We start from the raw sequence: 18,600 nt of genomic DNA, 5'->3' as shown, positions 1-18,600 counted from the left end.
AACGACGCAGGCGACGGCGCGTCCGCCACGCGGCTCGCCCAAAGCCCGCTAAAACACTGAAAACACTCCGGATATACCGTTTGCGCATAACGGTTATTCCTCCGGTGTGCGTTGCAGCTCAAGTTTATTTCGCACATGCACAATAGGAGCCGGGCGGCGGCGACTATTTTGGAAAATGTGCGATGGGCAAACCCGAATTTATTGGCAAGAAATCGAAGGCTGCGGGCGGCTGGGGCGCACTGCGCAGTTGCGGAAAAAAGCTGCTGGCGAGCGGCGCACCGCTATCGGGCGCCGTCACGATGCTCAAGGCCAACCAGCCCGACGGCTTCGACTGCCCGGGCTGCGCCTGGGGCGATCCGGAGCATGGTTCGTCCTTTGAGTTCTGTGAGAACGGCGTCAAAGCCGTCGCCTGGGAATCGACTGACAAACGCGTCCACCCTGACTTTTTCAAAACTCATACTGTCAGCGAACTGCGCACCTGGACGGATTACGAAGTCGAGCGTGCGGGTCGCCTCACGCATCCGATGCGCTACGAGGCCTCGACCGACCGCTACGTTCAGGTGACATGGGACGAAGCCTTTTCCGAAATCGGCCAAGTCCTGCGGAGCCTCGATAGTCCCGATCGCGCCGAGTTCTACACCTCCGGCCGCGCTTCCAACGAAGCCGCCTACATCTATCAGCTCTTCGTTCGCCTTTACGGCACCAACAATTTTCCCGACTGCTCGAACATGTGCCACGAGGCAAGCGGCGTCGCCCTTGAGCAGGCCATCGGCATTGGCAAGGGCTCCGTCCTGCTCGAAGACTTTGAGAAAGCCGACGCCATTTTCGTCATCGGCCAGAACCCTGGCACCAACCATCCGCGCATGCTCGGAGACCTGCGTCGTGCCGCGAAGCGCGGCGCCAAGATTGCCGTCTTCAACCCCGTGCGCGAGAAGGGCCTCGAACGCTTCGCCGATCCGCAAGACAAGCTCGAAATGATCACGGGCGGCAGCACCGCGATCGCCAACGAATATTTTCAGGTTCGCCTCGGCGGCGACATGGCGGCCATCCGCGGCATCGCCAAAGCGGTGTTGGCAGCCGACGACGCGGCCATCGCCTCTGGCCGCGCTTCCCTTCTCGATCGCGCTTTCCTGAAACAGCATACGACTGGCTTCGACGCCTACCGAGCCGCGGTCGACGCCACGAGTTGGGAGCACATCGAAAACCAGTCGGGCATGTCGCGCGAGCAGCTCGAAGACCTCGCAAAAATCTACATCGAATCCAACCGCACGATTTGCACCTGGGCGATGGGCGTCACGCAACACCGCCATTCCGTCCAGACGATCCGGGAAATCTCCAACTTCCTATTTCTACGCGGCAACGTCGGCCGCCCAGGCACCGGCCTCTGCCCCGTTCGCGGCCACTCCAATGTTCAAGGCGACCGCACAGTCGGCATCAACGAGAAGCCCTCCGACGCTTTTCTCGACGCGCTCGAAAAGGAATTCCGCGTACCGATGCCGCGCCGTCACGGCCACAATGTTCTCGCTGCCATCGGCGCGATGCTCGACGGAACGGCTCAGGCGTTCATTGGGCTCGGCGGTAACTTCGCCCGCGCCACACCCGACAGCCCGTTGATCGCCAAGGCTTTGATGAACCAGAAGCTGACCGTCAACATCGCAACGAAGCTCAACCATTCCCATCTTCTTCCTGGTGAGGTGAGCTACGTCCTGCCGTGCCTCGGCCGTACCGAGATCGACCGCAATTCCGACGGCATCGCCCAGATCGTAACGGTCGAAGATTCGATGAGCATGGTGCATGGCTCGGGCGGCATCAACCGCCCCGCGTCCCCCGAGCTACGCTCCGAAATCGGTATCATCGCCGGCATCGCCGAAGCGACCGTCGGCTCGCAGATCGTCGATTGGCGCGGTCTCGCTCACCACTACGATCGCATCCGCGATCTGATCGAGCGAACCATTTCGGGCTTCCATAACTTCAACGAGCGCGTCCGCAAGCCCCGCGGTTTTCGCTTACCCAACGGTCCGTCGGAACGCATCTGGACGACCCGCGCCGGCAAAGCGACGTTCTCGGACTGCGAGCTTCCGGCCTTGACCGAACACCAGCGCGCTCTGGGCGAGCACGGCACCTTCGTGTTGCAGACGTTCCGCTCGCACGATCAGTATAACACTACGGTCTACGGCCTCGATGATCGCTATCGCGGCATTTACGGCGAACGGCGGATCGTGTTCGTCAATCCTGACGATCTCACCGAGATCGGCGCCAATGCCGGAGATCGTGTCGACATCATCGGATTGCACGAAGACGGCGTCGAACGCGTCGCCGAAAGCTTCCGCGTCGTCCCCTACGAGTTACCCCGTGGCTCGGTCGCCGGCTATTATCCTGAGCTTAATGTGCTGGTGCCGATCTCGACTGCTGGAGAACTCAGCGACACGCCGACATCGAAATCGGTCCTCGTGTCGTTCCGTCTGGCAGAGCAAGCCCGAGCTGCATGAGCGAGCCATCAGCAGACGAAATCACCGAGGATCAGTTCCTCGAAGCCGTCTCGGCGATCCGTTTCGTAGCACCGGACCTCTCACCGATTGGAGCCGCGATTCTGGCCGCGCTCCATTTCGGTATCGCCGACGATAGCCGTGCTTTTTCATTGCGGCTCGGCGTCGAGCACGCTTTGACACTTCGCGAGGTCACGGCACTTTCAAGTCCCGAACTCGGACTGTTGCGCATCATAAGCCGGAACGAACGCTCGCAACGCACACAGTTTGCGCCGACGGATAAGGGTGAGCAACTCGTCTCGCGCGCCACCGCCGCGCGATAAATCGCGCTCCCCGTCTAATGTCCTGCCCACGGCATGATCGGAACCGTCGAGATCGCGTTGTATGGCGAGCCCTCGATCACCCTATCGCTGATGGCGACATAGACCAGCGTGTTGCGCTTCCTGTCGACGGTCCGGAAGATGTGCGTGTGCTTGAAGAACAGCGACGTGCTTTCCGAATAGACCTTCTCTTCATCGGAAAGCTTCGAAATGTCCGTCGTGATCGGCCCGATCTGGCGGCAGGCGATCGAAAACCGCGACGGATCTTCCGCCAGCCCAAACGTTCCCTTGATGCCGCCGGTTCGCGCCTGGCTGATGTGGCAGGCAACGCCGGGAACTTTCGGATCGTCGAACGCGCTGATGCAGACTTTGTCGTTTGCGCCGATCAGTCGGAAAGTCGTGCTGATGCAGGCGATATCGTCGGCCTTGGCTCCGGAAGCGCAGAGCATCGAAAGCCCCGTCGCCACTGCCAACCAGATGGTCTTCATCCTCGGTCTCCTCCCCGGCCAGTCGCCGAGCAAGGAGAACGTGGATATCGACGGCGTCTCGCGCAAGAAGGCGCGGACCGACTGATCAGCTCGCGGCGATCAGACGCTCAAGCTCCGCAAGGTAGGTCTGATCGACCTCACGCATCTCGCTCGTCATTTCCGGATTGTGAAGCCGTTCTTCCGCTTCCGCCTTTTGCAGCCGCAGCAGATCCAGCAAGCCCATTTCCCCCTCCATTGCTAGGCGGGTCAAAGGCTAAACTAAATCATGGCGCTGCGCGACCGTAGTCGACAGATACGCAGACTTTAATCTGTGGATCGAAGATCAGACCTTCGACGAGCATGTCAAAGCTACTTGCGCTCTCTCAAATAGCGAGCGGGCACTTCACCCGCGTCCACCAGCGCCTGCACGCATTCGGTCGAAAGCACGCGACGATTGCTCTCGAAGCACCGGCGAAGCTCGCTGCTTCCCTGCTTATATTTGGCACACAAGCTTCCGTAATCGGCCGAGCAGGCATCCTTGACTTTCTGCGAATACGCGAACGCCGGCGACCAAGCGAGGCCCATGGCGCCCGCCGCCACCACGATTTTCAGAACCATTCCACTTTTCGTCATTGCGTCCTTCCCGACAGCCCACCGGACGGTGATAATCTGGTCTGCCAATGCCACGACATTCGTTTCAATGCCAAGTATTTTTAACCAGCTGAGCCGGATAGAGCGCCACACGGCATGAACCAGCGGTGAACCCTCGAACGCCCCGCCGCGACCTTGCAACCCTTTAGACGATAACCATATTTTTGCCGGGAAACGTCGTCGCGTTTGCGCCGGGCGGCGAAGGCTTTAATGTCGGCGCCGAAAAACAGTTTGTGGATCATGGTCTCCATGACGATCCGAATAAACGTTGGTCGGCGGCTAAAATGGGTGCGCGGCAGTGTCGCCGCTGGCGCGGCCGTCGCGTTGTCGCTCATTTTTGCTTCCAGTGCCTTCGCGGTCAGCGACAAGGTCAAAAGCGCCTGCCGCGACGACTACTTCCAACATTGCAGCCAATATGCGGTCGGCAGCGAAGAATTGCGCCAATGTATGCGCAAAGTCGGAGAAGACCTGTCGACACCCTGCCTCGTAGCTCTCGTCGAGGACGGCGAAATCACCAAAGAGGACGTCGAGCGCCACAACGCCGCAAAGTCGGCTGCTCCGAAGAAGAAGGGCAGCGAAGTCGCGAGCACCGATCCCGGTGACCCCAAGGACGCCGACGCCAAACCCGCAAAGAAGCAAAAGACCTCAAAAAAGAAGAAGTCGAAATCCGTGGCCGAAGCGAGCGCACCGGTAACGGACGCTGCTCAAGGCGACAAGAAATCCGTGAGCGCCAACGCCCCAGACCAATCGCCGTCCAAGGGCAAGACAACGAAGCATAAGAAGAAAGCCAAGAAATCAGCCGCCGTTGCGGGAGCAGCACCGGCCGACGATGCCAAGAAGCCTGAAGAGGTCTCAAAGACGGACAAGTCCGTCCCCGCGCAGGCGACTGACGGCCAAACTCCGAAGAAGAAAAAGAAGAAGGGCAAGAAGTCCAAGGCAACCGACGCTTCGCCGGCGGCAGCATCCGCCTCCTCTAGCGCCGCCGCAACACCTGCCGCCGGTACGCCAACGCCAAAAAAGAAAAAGAAATCGGCGTCCGCCGAAACAAAATCCGGGACAAAGAAAACTACCGTTACCGCCGACGCCAAAACCAAGAAGAAAACCAAAAAGAAAAAGAGTACGTCCACAAAGACCGAGACTGCCAAGCCCGCAGACGCTGCGGCGCCGTAAGATTTTGACAAATCGCAAACGGCTACCACGACCGATAGGTAAAACGTGTCGGCGCCATCTGACGCGCACTGGTTCAATGGGAGAATTTATGTCAGGCCATTTCCACGCTGTCGTTTGGATCGACCACCACGAAGCCCGCGTCTTTCACTTCAATGCGTCCGATTCCGACAAGATCACCGTTCACCCGAAAGATCCGGTCCGCCATATCCATCACAAGGCAAATTCGATCGGTAGCGGACACGCGCCCGAGGATCAGGAATTTCTAAAGAACGTTACCGATGCCGTGGCCGACGCCGGCGCCATCCTCATTACCGGCCCAGCTGGCGAAAAGACGGTGTTGATGGAACATATCGGCCGCCACGCTCCCGCGCTCAAATCCAAGATCAAGGCTGTCGAGCCGCTCGATCATCCCACCGACGGCGAGATTCTCGCGCTCGCACGTAAATTCTTCAAAGACGATCACCAAGAACCGCCGCGCGTGAACTGATCACACCGAACTCCGGGCATTTCCCTTGGAGCGCTCGTATTCGCCCGGAGTCGTCATTATTTGACAAACCTCCGCTGGCGATACCCCCTGAGGCTCATTAGATTTGCTCGGCAAACGACTAACGCGAGACGCGATCGGCAAGGGAACGGCTGGCCATGGCGAACAGAGACCCGATGAGTTGGATGTTATCGGAAGCTGTCGAAGTCCCTGGCCCGCGCCGAGCGGATGCATCGTCAGTTCTTTCAGCTTCGCTCGTCCGGCGCAGCCAACGAGCAGCCGTCTTGGGAACCACCGATCGACGTATTGGAAACGGAGCGGGAAATTCTCGTTTTCGTCGCCCTGCCGGGCGTCGACCCCGATAACGTCTCAGCCTCGATCGAAAACGGCGTCCTTATCGTCTCCGGCCGTCGCGTTCTCCCGCGCGAACTTCGCGACGCCATCATCCACCGTCTCGAACTGCCGCAAGGACGGTTCGAACGCCGACTGCAACTGCCGGCTGGACGGTATGCCGTTCGTCAGTTCGTGCAAAACGGCTGCCTCGTTTTCTCGCTGACCAAGGCCGGTTGAGGAATCCCCAATGATGACACTTGGTGACACAAATGCGCCGAAGCCCGAAGGCTCCGCTCCCGCGAGCCAGGGCGCCACACCAAACATCGCCCTTCCGTCCGACGCACTCATTCTCGTCCCCGTCAGGCGGATGGTTCTCTTTCCGGGCCTCATTCTGCCGATCACGATCGGACGCGCCAAGTCCATCGCCGCGGTCCAGCAGGCTGTTCGTGAAGAACGGCAGATCGGCATCCTCCTTCAGCGCGACGCAGACAACAACGACCCGGGCCCGGATGATCTCCATCGCATCGGCACCTTGGCAAATATCGTGCGCTACATCGCGGCGCCCGACGGCAGCCATCATATTGTCGTGCAAGGCGTGCAACGCATTCGCATTCTCGACTTCCTGCCGGGAACGCCATTCCCAGTCGCCCGCGTCGTCCACATTCCTGAGCCAGAAACCCGCTCGACCGAAATCGAAGCGCGCTTTCGCAACTTGCAGGCCCAGGCGCTCGAAGCGGCCGAACTGCTTCCGCAAGCACCACCGGAACTCATCGCGACGATCCAGAACGTCACATCGCCCGCGGCCCTCGCCGACCTTGCCGCCGGCTACATGGATATAGCTCCTGAGGAAAAGCAGTCGATCCTCGAAACCGTCGATCTGATGACGCGGATCGAACGTGTCTCGGCACTTCTGGCGCAACGCATTGAGGTCATGCGTCTGACTGCCGAAATTGGCCGTCAGACCAAAGCCGCGTTCGACGAACGCCAGCGCGAAGCGGTCTTGCGCGAGCAAATGGCCGCCATCCAGCGCCAGCTTGGCGAAGGCGACGGCAAGACCCAGGAGGTCGCCGAACTCACGGAAGCGATCGCGAAAGCGAAGATGCCGCCGGAAGTCGAGAGCCAGGCCAAAAAAGAACTTGCGCGCTATCAGCGTATGCCCGAAGCCTCCGGCGAAGCAGGCATGATCCGCACCTATCTCGATTGGCTGATCGAGCTGCCATGGAGCCTTTCGGAGGAGAAGCCGATCGATATCGCCGAAGCTCGGCGCATCCTCGATCAGGATCACTTCGGCCTCGAGAAGATCAAGACCCGCATTATCGAATATCTCTCCGTTCGCAAGCTGGCACCCAACGGCAAGGCACCGATCCTCTGCTTCGTCGGACCTCCGGGCGTCGGCAAGACTTCGCTCGGCCAATCGATCGCGCGCGCGATGAGCAGGCCATTTGTCCGTGTCAGCCTTGGCGGCGTCCACGATGAAGCCGAAATTCGCGGTCACCGCCGCACCTATGTCGGCGCGCTGCCCGGCAACATCATCCAGGGCATAAAGAAAGCCGGTGCCCGAAACTGCGTGATGATGCTCGACGAGATCGACAAGATGGGCCGCGGCATCCAGGGCGATCCCTCCGCCGCCATGCTCGAAGTCTTGGACCCCGAGCAGAACAGCACCTTCCGCGATAACTATCTAGCCGTGCCATTCGATCTGAGCCGCGTCGTCTTCATCGCGACCGCCAACATGCTCGACACCATTCCTGGCCCGTTGCGCGACCGCATGGAGATCATCAGCCTCGCCGGCTACACTGAGACGGAGAAGGTGCAGATTGCCCGCCGGTATCTCGTCAAGCGCCAGCTCGACGCCAACGGCCTGAAACCAGAGCAGGTCGACATCGACGATAATGCCATCGCGGCCATTATCCGCGGCTACACCCGCGAAGCCGGTGTCCGCAATCTGGAGCGCGACATCGGGCAGGTGTTCCGCCACGCCGCCGTCCAAATCGCCGATGGTAGCGCGACGCACGTCCACATCGGCGTCGGTGATATCACTGCCGTTCTCGGCCAGCCGCGCTTTGAAAACGAAGTCGCCATGCGGACAAGTGTGCCGGGCGTCGCAACCGGCCTCGCATGGACGCCCGTCGGCGGCGACATTCTCTTCATCGAGGCAAGCCGCGCCCCCGGCAAAGGCGGTCTGATCCTGACCGGACAGCTCGGTGACGTCATGCGCGAAAGCGCGCAAGCCGCAATGACGCTCGTGAAAAGTCGCGCCGCCTCACTCGGTATCGATCCCGCAATCTTTGAACGAAACGATATTCACGTTCACGTTCCGGCCGGAGCGACGCCGAAGGACGGCCCTAGCGCGGGCGTCGCAATGTTTATGGCCCTCGTCTCGCTGCTGACCAACCGAACCATCCGCAACGACACGGCGATGACGGGTGAGATTTCCCTTCGTGGTCTGGTGCTCCCGGTAGGCGGCATCAAGGAGAAGGTCGTGGCAGCCGCTGCTGCAGGCGTCACCCGTGTGATGTTGCCCGCGCGCAATCGGCGCGACTACGACGATATTCCGCAGGATGCCCGCGACCGGCTCGAGTTCATCTGGCTTGAACGCGTCGACGATGCTGTCGCCGCCGCGCTTGAAGCCGGTGCCAACGAAACCGCTTCAACCAAAGCCAGCGCCTAGGAAAAGCGATGCGGAAAAGTCTTGTCTTTATTCCCGCCCTCTATCTTCTCAGCGCGCAAGGCGCCCATTGTGAAGATTTCCATGGCCAGAATTGCTTCGACGGCTGTCCGGAAATGAAAGCCGGGTACAAGTGGGCGCAAGACCAGGACGCTCACGACCCCTACCTTTGCATTGGCCGCACGCGCGACTTCGAAAAAGGTTGCAGCGCTTACGTTTTGGAGGCCGGCCCAAAGATGCCGCCGCCCAAACAGCAGGATGACGATCGCGATCCCGACGATCAGGACAATGACTCACAGCCGCAACAATAAGCGCTCCCGCGACGGCAATCGCCTTCCAGGAAAACGCGCCTCTTGAGGCTCACCGTTCGCGGAAGGCGCTATGCAGCTGGTCGGCCATCGGCTTCATGATGAAGCCCAGCGCCGTGCGCTCCTTGCCGGTCAGCATGACCTCAGCTTCCATGCCAGGCCCGATTTTGGCTTCTGCTACCCGCGCCAGTTCCTCCGGCGCAAGCCCAATTCGCACCCGGAAGACCGGACGCTTGTATTCACCGACCAGTTCCTGATCGGGCGAAACCCACATGACCTCGCCGTTAAGCTCAGGCGTCGTCGTGCGATCGAAGGATGTGAAGCGAATGCGCGCCGGTGAGCCGTCGTGCACGCGATCGATATCCTTCGGCTGCACGAGCGCATCGACCACGAGTTTGTCGTTGTCGGGAATGACATAGGCCAGCGTGTCGCCCGCCGCGACCACGCCGCCGACAGTGTGGACGGCAAGTTCGTGGATCCGCCCGGAAACTGGCGCGCGAACGTCAAGGCGCTGCAATTTGGTTTCGATGGCCGTCCGCTTTTCGGCGAGCTGGCTGAGTTCTCCCTCGACAGCCTGCAAATCCTCGAGAGCTTCCTTACGATAATCCTGATCGAGCTCGATGAGCTTCAATTCGAGTTCGGCAATCTGCCCCTTTGCTCTCGCCTTTTCGGCATGCGCCTGACCGACCTGCCCGACGAGGCCGACTTCTTCGCGCTGGATCGGCCCCCATCGCGTCAATGGAACCAGCCCATTCTTGGCAAGATCCGAGAGCTTGCCCATTTCGTCGCGCGCGATATCAAGTTGCTTATTTCGGGAATCCTCGACGTACGACAAGCCGATGACCTGCTGCTGCAGCTGATCGATCTGCTCCTTGAGCTGCAGCTTTCTCTGCTTCAGCACGTCGAGCTTGGTCTCGAAGAGTTGCCGCTGCCCATCGACGATGGCTTTGAGATCTGCGCCTTCGCCGCTGTTCTCGTCGGTCGAGAACGGCGGAACCCAGGCGGCTGGCTTTTGAAGACCGTCGCGCTCCGACTGCAATCGCCATCGCTTGGCGGCAAGCTCGAATATCCGCCGCCGCACCGTGCCCATGTCGGCCGTCAGCTGCTTTCCGTCCAGCCGGAACAGCACATCGCCGGCTTCGACGTGCGAGCCATCCGCAACGTTAATCGCCGCGACGATGCCGCCGTCGAGATGCTGAACTTTCTTCTTCTGCGAATTGACGGCAACCGTGCCCGGAGCCATCACCGCATCCTGGATCGTGGCGAACGATGCCCAACTCGCCGTCGCAGCAACGAGCAAAACCGCGCCGACGGCACCCGCAGCGGCGTGTCGGTTGAGGCTCCTGACGGCCGCGTCGAGATTATGCGCTAACGACATGCAGAGCCCTCTCCTGTTGCTTTCTAGCGCTCGCAGCCAGATGGGCGAGGATTTCATCCTTGCTTCCAAAATGGCTCGGCTGTCCGCTTTCGAGCAGAAGCATCTTATTGACCTCGGACAGAATGGCCGACCGATGCGCGGCGACAATCACGATGCAGCCGGCAGTGCGCAACTGACGCAAGACCAGACCAAGCGCATCTTCGCCCTGCCGGTCGAGATGCGCGTTTGGTTCATCTAGGATAATGAGAAATGGACGTCCGAACACGGCGCGCGCCAAGCCGATCCGCTGCTTCTGACCGGCCGACAGCGTCATTCCACCCGAGCCGACGAGCGTATCGTATCCGTCGGGAAGCGACAGGATGAAGTCGTGCACTCCGGCCATCTCGGCTGCCGAAATCACGTCCTCGGACGAAACGTCGGGCTGGAAGCGGGAGATATTTTGCCGGATGGTTCCGTCGAGCAGTTGAACGTCCTGGGCGAGATATCCGATGTGCTTGGCGCGCGCGTTGGCGTTCCATTGATCCAACGTCGCGCCGTCGATCCGGATTTCACCCGTTGCCGTCGGCATCGAGCCGATCAAGGCGCGCAGCAGCGACGATTTTCCAGCTCCGCTCGCGCCGATCACCGCAAGACACTCGCCTGCTTCCAACCGGAACGACACATTGGGAAGGATTAGCTTTTTGCGATCCTGCGTCGCCACACCGACATTAGCGACCGAAAGTGAGCGACTCGGAGGTCGCAATTCGGTGCGATCGGCTGCGTCGTGACGAGTCTCTGCGACGAGACCAAGCCTCTTCCAGCTTTGACGTGCCGCCAGAATGCTGCGCCAATGCGCGACGGCCTGATCGACGGGAGACAACGCTCGCGAGAAAATGATCGACGAGGCAATCAACGCACCGCTTGAAAGCTCGCCCTGCATGGTGAGATAGGCGCCGAGACCAAGAATGGCGCTCTGCGCGATCAGCCGCAAATTCCGCGACATCACCGCGAAAGATGAATTGAGATCGCTTCCACCCTGCGTCGTCTCGATCGTATGTGCGTGCGCGATGTTCCAACGGCGGCGCAGATCGGGAATCATTCCCATGCCGCCGACGGTGTCGATGTTTGCGCGCACGTCGGAAACGAATTGCTCCTCCTTGCGGCCGTAGATCTCACCCAGCCGCCCGGGATTTCGAGCCGCCCATTCATTCAGCACCGCGATCAGCAGAAACACCGTGGCGCTTCCGATCGCCACCCAGCCGATCAGCGGATGCAGCAGGAAGATCAGCCCCATGTAAATCGGTAGCCACGGCGTATCGAGAAGTCCGGTCGCCCCCGGGCCACTCAAAAACTGCCGGACGACGCCGAGATCCCGCAATGCGTAGGCGGATGCATCAGCGGTGCTGTGCCCGGTACTCCGATCGAATGCCGCGTCGGCGAACTTCATGTCGAGCACGCTTGCGAGACGTGCCATCAGCCGCGTTCTGGTGAGATCGAGGAACCCGTGCGCCACGAAAAGAATGAGCGCCAGCACGCTGAAGGCCACAAGCGTCGCAAGACTGTGCGCCGGAAGCACGCGATCATAGATTTGCAGCATGTAGAACGGCCCCGTCAAAATGAGGATGTTCATCACCATGCTGATAAGCACGACCGCGACGACCGCAAACCGGCACGACGACCAAACGGCTCGCGCCAAGCCTAGCGATTTCTTTGACGTCAGGGGATCCGCTGTTCTTTCGTTCATTTGCTGCACGCTCCCAATCTGATTGAGATAGGAGCAAGCGCCATGCCGCGGTCAGAAATTCAATTTGGGACAACCGCGTACCCATCCGCAGGCATTATCCCCGCCCGGAGCCTTTCCAGATAGCCGCCAATTCCTTGTTCGATGGCGAGCAGTAATTGAGGATGACGTAGTCTTCGGCAAACGCATATCCCATCACCTGAGCAGTCTCAGTCAAAGCCGCCTGCTGGGCGACACTCTGCTCGTCCATCCATCGACGGACCTTCAGCCGGACTTCCTTGCGATCGGCGTCCGATAGTTCGGAATACCAGTTCGCCAGCTCTTGGCGGTGATCGTAAAGTCCCGCCCTGTCGAGACCGGCGGTTGCGGCGACGCCGAGCGCAAGTCCTAACAAGATAGTCTTGAGGCTTGGCAAGCACGCATGCGGATTGAATAAAGCCCGAATCCCGAGCGACGCTGAATAGATCGTCGTACCAATTAGAAATGACGTCCATGGATTGTGTCCCGTGGCGATTGCCAAGCCGCCGACAACCACATTCGAGAACGCCGTCGCAATGCAAAGCGCATGTGCGGAAAGCTGACTGCCGATGCTGAGCGCACACTCGGTCAAGGAGCTTCGCCATGAAATGGCTGGCAATGCTCGTTGACATTCGATGTACGACACGGCGAAAGCTCCTATGCGCGACGGCCAAAGCAGTCGATGACCCGCACTTGCAGACCCATCAGTGGTCGGCCGCGCTGGCCACGCCCTTGCCCTGTCGGCAGCGTCCCGAACAACCAGTCGTGACACAAGATGCACAGAGCATCCCTGTCGGCGGGCAGGAGCCCGACTGACCACACGTCTCGGCTGTGGCCGTCGTGACGACCGAAACCGATGATGCCGAAAGTTCCAGAACAACGCGCTTTCCGTTGCCGTCCATCGAACGCACTTTGACGGCGCGACCGGAGAAAATGGTCTCAAGTATGTTCTTTACGAGCGCATGACCGGTGCTCATGTCGCCGATCATGTCGGCGATCCAAAGATTATCCCCCGACCGCCACTCGTCCGGACGAAGCCGAATGGGAGCATCGAGATTGGAAGTAAGCCGCCTATCGACATCGGCGGAAACCGAAGCCCACAGCACAGCCGACAACGGCTGCCGTGTTCCGGTCTGATCCGGCTTCGACTCCGCCATCGCAACTTGTCCAAGATTCAACGCCGGCAGAACCATCCATTCGAGGTCCGCAAGACTGAAGTGCCTGTGATTTTGCGAGCGAAGCATCAGCGTGACGATCTGCGCCAACGTCATCGATTGGTTGATGACGACCCGCCTGCTTTGCGGCGGACCTTGAAAATTCTGACGCGGCAGGTTCGCGATCTTTGCTCCGCCGCCGTGTTCAATTTCGTTCGCGAGCATCGTTATTCTCCGGCTGCGGCCGGTTGAGCGAACCGGCGGATCCAATTTGCACGGCCCGATCAGACCAATGCTTCACCCCCGAGTATTCAAGAAATAGACCGGTCGAGAGTCGGCTCAACGATCAATTCATTTTGAAGTTAATTTAAAATTCCGACACACGCGGTCGGAGAAAGATCCACTTAACTTAAAAATCAATCAATTCCGCAGCCCCCGTTCAAGTCGTGCGTGCGAGCCGCTAGATAGCGAGTTGCGCAATAATTTCCGAGTGTTTCAAAACGAAACGAAATCCCGAAAAAGCGATCGGCATGTGCGCATCGAGAGCCAAAATTCGCGGCACTCGAATTGCAACACGTTCGTTTTTTCCACCAACCCGGGAAGTCGACGATGAGTTCTGGCAGCTGGAGTGCAGTTCAACCTTGGCCTATCGTCGCCCTTCACTCCGTCATGACGCCAGACGGAAAAATCCTGACCTTCGGCACCGATCAGCAGGGTCAACAGGGCAGTCATATGCTCTACGACGTTTGGGATCCGACAACCGGAGTACACACGACCCTCAACTACACGCAGGCCACAAATATCTTTTGTTCTTGCTGTGTGATTGATCCCATCACCGATAAGATCGTCATTGCCGGAGGTGATGCCAGCACCGAAGGACATCTGAACGCCGGTGTTCCCTACGTTCAAATGTATGACTACCAAACCAACCAAATGGTTCAGGACACCTCGGCGACGCTTCATTATTCGCGCTGGTATGCGACGACTATCACGCTCGCCGACGGTAGAATTTTCCTGATGGGCGGCATCGACGGCGATTACAAGGGCGTCGCCACTCCGGAAATTTACACGAGCGGCGTCGGCTGGCAGACGATGCCGGGCGCCGCGAGCGCGGATATCGCTGACAACTGGTTTTATCCCCGTGCGTGGCTGGCGAGCAGCGGTGAGATTGTCGGCTTCTCAGCGCGCACGGAAGGCGCCAATGCCGGAACCCTGTTTTCAATCTCCACCGACGGCAACGGCTCGATCACCAATCTCGGGCACACACCGTTCGAATCCAATCAATACGACCCCGCCGTAATGTTCGCGCAGGACAAAGTCCTGACAATCGACGAGACGGGCAAAGCTTGGGTCATGGATATCAGCGGCGCCACCCCCACATTTACGCAGGTGGGATCAGTCGGCTCGAACCGCGCGTGGTCGAATTTGACCACCCTCGCCGATGGCACGGTTCTTCTGACGGGCGGCAGCGACGGCCTCGGCCCAAGCGGGGCCGGCAACGTTGCGACCGAAACCAACAACGCGATGATCTGGAACCCGACAACGGGCGAATGGACCAACGACGCAAATGCCGCCGTCGGCCGCTTCTATCACTCGACCACGATGCTTCTTGCCGACGGCACCGTGCTCTCGGCTGGTGGCGGCGCGCCGGGTCCACTGACAAACCTCAACGCTGAAATTTATACGCCTTCCTATCTTCTCAACCCCGACGGCAGTCTGCGCACGGATCGGCCCGTCATAACCGACGCTCCGCAAACGCTTCAGCAGGGCGAGACGTTCACGATCACCGTCGACAACGCGGACGTGATCCAGAAGCTCGAGCTCATTAAGTTTGGCACCGTCACGCACTCCGTCGATGCTGAAGAAAGATCGTTCGATCTCGATTTCACGCTCATTGACTCTCACACGATTCAAATCACGCTTCCCTCGAACGTCAACGCCCTCACCAACGGCTATTGGATGCTGTTCGCCAGCAATACCAATGGTACGCCGTCAATCGCCGCATCGATTAAAATCAGCCAATTCGGAGTTGATACGACCGCGCCGAGCATTGCCGGCACCAATCTCATGCTCAACGGCACGGCCTCCCACGCCTTCGGCAGTGACGTTTACACCTTGAATACCGACAACACCGGCCAAACGGGCTCGGTGATGAGCGACAAGCGGATCGATCTTACACATGATTTCGACTTGTCGTTCAGCATCCTGTTGAGCGCAGGCTCGGACGGCATGTCCTTCGTTCTACACAACGATGCGTTTGGAAATGCCGCTATCGGAAACGACGGTTCCGCGCTCGGGTCAGAAGGAATTCGTAACGGTCTCGCGATCGAATTCGACACCTATCAGAACGCCTCGCTCGGTGACATTGCCGCCCCCCACTCCGACATCGTCGCCACTGATCCGACCGCCGGCACATACCGGCTCACCGACCAGACCGAGCTCACGAACCTAGACGACAGCCAATGGCATTCAGTCAATGTCTCGTGGAATGCCGCGACGCAGACGCTCGCGTACTCCTACGATGGCGTCGAGATCGGCTCACTCCAGCTCACGGCCGCACAGTTTGCGAGCCTGTTTGGCGGATCGAATTATGCATATTTCGGCATCACCGGTGCTTCGAGCGTAGTCGGCGCAATTCATCAGGTCCGCTTCGAGTCCATATCGGCGACCTATGAAGTCGGCGCCCCGCCGTGGACACCCCACGAAAGCGACGGCAGTATTTTCGACGTCGCGACCGTCACCCAACATTTGACGTTGAACGGGGCTGCGAATTCTAGCGATGCCTATCACACTCTGGTTCTAACCCCTGACGCGCAGGGGCAAGCGGGAAGTGCCTTCTTCAACGACAAGATCGACCTCACGCACGACTTCAATATCTCGTTCAACATCTATTTTGGACCGGGTCAAGCGGCCGACGGCATGGCCTTTGTGCTCCAGAATGATCCGAACGGTGTCAACGCTGTCGGCAATGGCGGCGGCGGTCTCGGTGCAATGGGGATTCAAAACGGCCTCGCCATCGAGTTCGACACGTTCAGGAACGTCTCCTATAACGATCCGAACTACTATCACACCGACATCTTCGACACCGACGCCACGCCCGGAAGTCGTCTCTCAAACCCGACCAACCTTGGCAACATCGTCGATGGCGGCTGGCACCAGGTCAGCGTCACATGGGATTCTGAAGCCCATGTCCTGCAGTACTGGGTTGACGGCAAACTGGGCGGAACGCTCACCGGCGATATCGTCACTAAATATCTCGGCGGCCAGACGACAGCCTACGCCGGATTCACCGCCGCAACCGGCACCGCTCACGATTTGCAGCAGGTCCGCGTCACGGCGGTCGATGCGTATTTCGACAATGTCAGTAAGAATTACGCCAATATCCAGGATCCGATTGCTCTCGCAAACCGTGCCGTGCTCAACGGCTCTGCGAGCTATGACAGTTCTCATCATAATTTCGTGCTGACACCCAATGCGTCCGGCCAAGCCGGCTCCGTAATGCTCGACCAGCGCGTCGACCTTACCTATGACTTCCAGATCTCCTTCGATCTTTATCTCGGTAAAAACTCCAAAGGCGCCGATGGCATGGCCTTCGTGCTCCAAAATGACCCCAATGGCGCCGACGCACTCGGGGGAAGCGGAGGAAACTACGGTGCCGTCGGCATTTCGAACGGTTTGGGCATTGCCTTCGACACGTTCCAGAACATCTCCACCGGCGACGTGGCCGTCGACCACACGAACTTCTTCAACACCAGCTCGCCGCTGGCGCTCGGCCGCATCAGCGACCAGCTAACGCTCGGCAATGGTAACGTCACGGACGGCCAATGGCACAACGTCCTCGTCAGCTGGGACGCTTCGAGTCACACCATGACCTATTGGTTCGATGGCGTTCAGAAAGCCACTCTGACCCAGGACATCATCGCCAAATACGAGAACGGGTCGCAATACGCCTATCTGGGTTTCACGGGCGGAACCGGCGGTTCTTCCAACCTCCAACAGGTCCATATCAATTCTCTCACCGCAACATTGGAGCAGAGTTTAGCACCCGGCCGCGCCCACGACGGCAGCATCTTCGACGTCACTTCGATCAGCCAGCACGTGACCTTGAACGGTTCGGCGAACTACCAGGATGCGCAACACACTCTTACGTTGACGCCCGATGCCTCGGGACAAGCGGGAAGCGCGTTCCTAAACGACAAGATCGATCTGATCCACGATTTCAATCTTGCCTTCAGCATCTACTTCGGTCCGGGTCAGGCAACCGACGGCATGGCCTTCGTGCTCCAGAATGATCCCAATGGCGTCAACGCTGTCGGCAATGGCGGCGGCGGCCTCGGCGCGATGGGAATCCAGAACGGCCTTGCCATCGAATTCGACACTTACCGGAACGTCTCCTACAAGGACCCCAATTATAATCACACCGACATCTTCGACACCGATGCGACGCCTGGAAGCCGCCTCACCAACCCGACCAACCTCGGCAATATCGTCGATGGCGGCTGGCATCAGGTCGGCATAACCTGGGACGCGCAAGCCCAGGTTTTGCAGTATTGGGTTGACGGAAAACTCGGCGGAACGCTCACTGGCGACATCGTCACCAAATACCTCGGCGGCCAGACGACAGCCTACGCCGGCTTCACCGGCGCAACGGGCGGCGCCCACGACCTGCAGCAGGTTCGCGTCAATGCCGTTGACGCCTACTTCGACGGCGTCAGTAAGAACTATGCCAACATCCAGGATCCGATCGCGCTTTCGGATCAGGCGGTCGTCAACGGATCGGCGAGCTACGACAGCACGCATCATTCCTTTGTGCTGACCCCCAATTCATCCAGCCAGGCCGGCTCGGTGATGCTCAACCAGCGGGTCGACCTTTCCTACGACTTCCAGATCTCATTTGATCTCTACTTGGGCAACAACTCCAAGGGCGCCGATGGCATGGCATTCGTGCTCCAGAATGATCCCAATGGCGCCAATGCCCTCGGCGGATCCGGCGGAAGCTATGGTGCGGTCGGGATCTCGAACGGCTTCGGCATCGCCTTCGACACCTACCAAAATACCTCGACCGGAGATATCGCCGGAGATCATACCAACTTCTTCAACACCAGTTCGCCGCTGGCGCTCGGCCGTGTCAGCGATCAGCAAACGCTCGGCAACGGCAACGTCACCGACGGCCAGTGGCACAATGTTCTCGTCAGCTGGGATGCCGAGACCCATACGATGACGTACTGGTTCGATGGGGTTCAGAAAGCCATCCTCACACAGGACATTGTCGCTCAATATGAGAACGGATCGGAATATGCCTATCTCGGATTCACAGGCGGAACCGGTGGCGCGCACAATCTTCAGCAGGTTCACATCAATTCGCTGACAGCTACGTTCGAAGACACGTCGCACTCGCTGATCGCGCCGATTGCCTAGAAACCTCGCTTACTCTGCGTATTGC

15 protein-coding genes and 1 pseudogene are annotated in these 18,600 nt (G+C 59.3%); 8 read left to right on the top strand and 8 right to left on the bottom strand.

The window, feature by feature from the left end:
- Positions 1-182 precede the first annotated feature (182 nt).
- Together QM780_RS17555 and QM780_RS17550 are read left to right on the top strand one after the other, a co-directional pair.
- Entirely contained in the window at positions 183-2,489 is a 2,307-nt protein-coding gene (locus tag QM780_RS17555; protein WP_415071722.1) for an FdhF/YdeP family oxidoreductase, read from the top strand.
- On the top strand, positions 2,486-2,809 hold the full coding sequence (locus QM780_RS17550; RefSeq protein ID WP_415071721.1) for a hypothetical protein: 324 nt from the start codon (positions 2,486-2,488) through the stop codon (positions 2,807-2,809). Before QM780_RS17555 ends, QM780_RS17550 begins: the two co-directional genes overlap by 4 nt.
- Positions 2,810-2,823: 14 nt before the next feature.
- Here QM780_RS17550 and QM780_RS17545 read toward each other — a convergent pair whose 3' ends face one another.
- From QM780_RS17545 to QM780_RS17530, 4 genes are all read right to left on the bottom strand, one after another.
- Positions 2,824-3,294, bottom strand: coding sequence for a CreA family protein (locus QM780_RS17545; RefSeq protein WP_415071720.1), 471 nt, complete (start codon positions 3,292-3,294; stop codon positions 2,824-2,826).
- Between the two features lie 85 nt (positions 3,295-3,379).
- Positions 3,380-3,517, bottom strand: coding sequence for a hypothetical protein (locus QM780_RS17540; protein WP_415071719.1), 138 nt, complete (start codon positions 3,515-3,517; stop codon positions 3,380-3,382).
- Positions 3,518-3,642: 125 nt separating this feature from the next.
- Complete coding sequence (locus tag QM780_RS17535) at positions 3,643-3,906, bottom strand: hypothetical protein (RefSeq protein ID WP_415071718.1); 264 nt, start codon at positions 3,904-3,906, stop codon at positions 3,643-3,645.
- 80 nt (positions 3,907-3,986) lie between these two features.
- On the bottom strand, positions 3,987-4,259 hold the full coding sequence (locus QM780_RS17530; protein ID WP_415071717.1) for a hypothetical protein: 273 nt from the start codon (positions 4,257-4,259) through the stop codon (positions 3,987-3,989).
- On the opposite strand from QM780_RS17530, the gene QM780_RS17525 reads away from it, so the two are divergent.
- From QM780_RS17525 to QM780_RS17505, 5 genes and pseudogenes are all read left to right on the top strand, one after another.
- Complete coding sequence (locus QM780_RS17525; protein ID WP_415071716.1) at positions 4,249-5,094, top strand: hypothetical protein; 846 nt, start codon at positions 4,249-4,251, stop codon at positions 5,092-5,094. The two genes, QM780_RS17530 and QM780_RS17525, sit on opposite strands and share 11 nt — an antisense overlap.
- A gap of 88 nt (positions 5,095-5,182) precedes the next feature.
- A complete protein-coding gene (locus QM780_RS17520) occupies positions 5,183-5,581 on the top strand; it encodes a translational machinery protein (protein WP_415071715.1) in 399 nt (132 codons plus the stop codon).
- Between the two features lie 155 nt (positions 5,582-5,736).
- Positions 5,737-6,148, top strand: a pseudogene (locus QM780_RS17515) (Hsp20/alpha crystallin family protein).
- Between the two features lie 10 nt (positions 6,149-6,158).
- A complete protein-coding gene (gene lon, locus QM780_RS17510) occupies positions 6,159-8,582 on the top strand; it encodes an endopeptidase La (RefSeq protein WP_415071714.1) in 2,424 nt (807 codons plus the stop codon).
- An 8-nt stretch (positions 8,583-8,590) separates the two neighbouring features.
- On the top strand, positions 8,591-8,890 hold the full coding sequence (locus QM780_RS17505; protein WP_415071713.1) for a hypothetical protein: 300 nt from the start codon (positions 8,591-8,593) through the stop codon (positions 8,888-8,890).
- 49 nt (positions 8,891-8,939) lie between these two features.
- On the opposite strand, the gene QM780_RS17500 is transcribed toward QM780_RS17505, so the two are convergent.
- From QM780_RS17500 to QM780_RS17485, 4 genes are all read right to left on the bottom strand, one after another.
- The gene (locus tag QM780_RS17500; protein ID WP_415071712.1) at positions 8,940-10,265 is read right to left on the bottom strand and encodes an HlyD family type I secretion periplasmic adaptor subunit; all 1,326 of its coding nucleotides are present in this window, start codon (positions 10,263-10,265) and stop codon (positions 8,940-8,942) included.
- Positions 10,249-11,988, bottom strand: a complete 1,740-nt coding sequence (locus QM780_RS17495) for a type I secretion system permease/ATPase (protein WP_415071711.1) — start codon at positions 11,986-11,988, stop codon at positions 10,249-10,251. Before QM780_RS17495 ends, QM780_RS17500 begins: the two co-directional genes overlap by 17 nt.
- A 94-nt stretch (positions 11,989-12,082) precedes the next feature.
- Positions 12,083-12,595, bottom strand: a complete 513-nt coding sequence (locus QM780_RS17490) for a hypothetical protein (RefSeq protein ID WP_415071710.1) — start codon at positions 12,593-12,595, stop codon at positions 12,083-12,085.
- A gap of 112 nt (positions 12,596-12,707) precedes the next feature.
- Complete coding sequence (locus QM780_RS17485; protein ID WP_415071709.1) at positions 12,708-13,382, bottom strand: toxin-activating lysine-acyltransferase; 675 nt, start codon at positions 13,380-13,382, stop codon at positions 12,708-12,710.
- A 384-nt stretch (positions 13,383-13,766) separates the two neighbouring features.
- On the opposite strand from QM780_RS17485, the gene QM780_RS17480 reads away from it, so the two are divergent.
- Positions 13,767-18,575, top strand: coding sequence for a lectin-like domain-containing protein (locus tag QM780_RS17480; RefSeq protein WP_415071708.1), 4,809 nt, complete (start codon positions 13,767-13,769; stop codon positions 18,573-18,575).
- Positions 18,576-18,600: the final 25 nt, after the last annotated feature.

Source organism: Hyphomicrobium sp. (assembly GCF_047600905.1).
Taxonomy (GTDB): domain Bacteria; phylum Pseudomonadota; class Alphaproteobacteria; order Rhizobiales; family Hyphomicrobiaceae; genus Hyphomicrobium_B.
The sequence above is the reverse complement of the archived record's forward strand: the minus strand, read 5'-3'. Positions and strand labels throughout refer to the sequence as shown.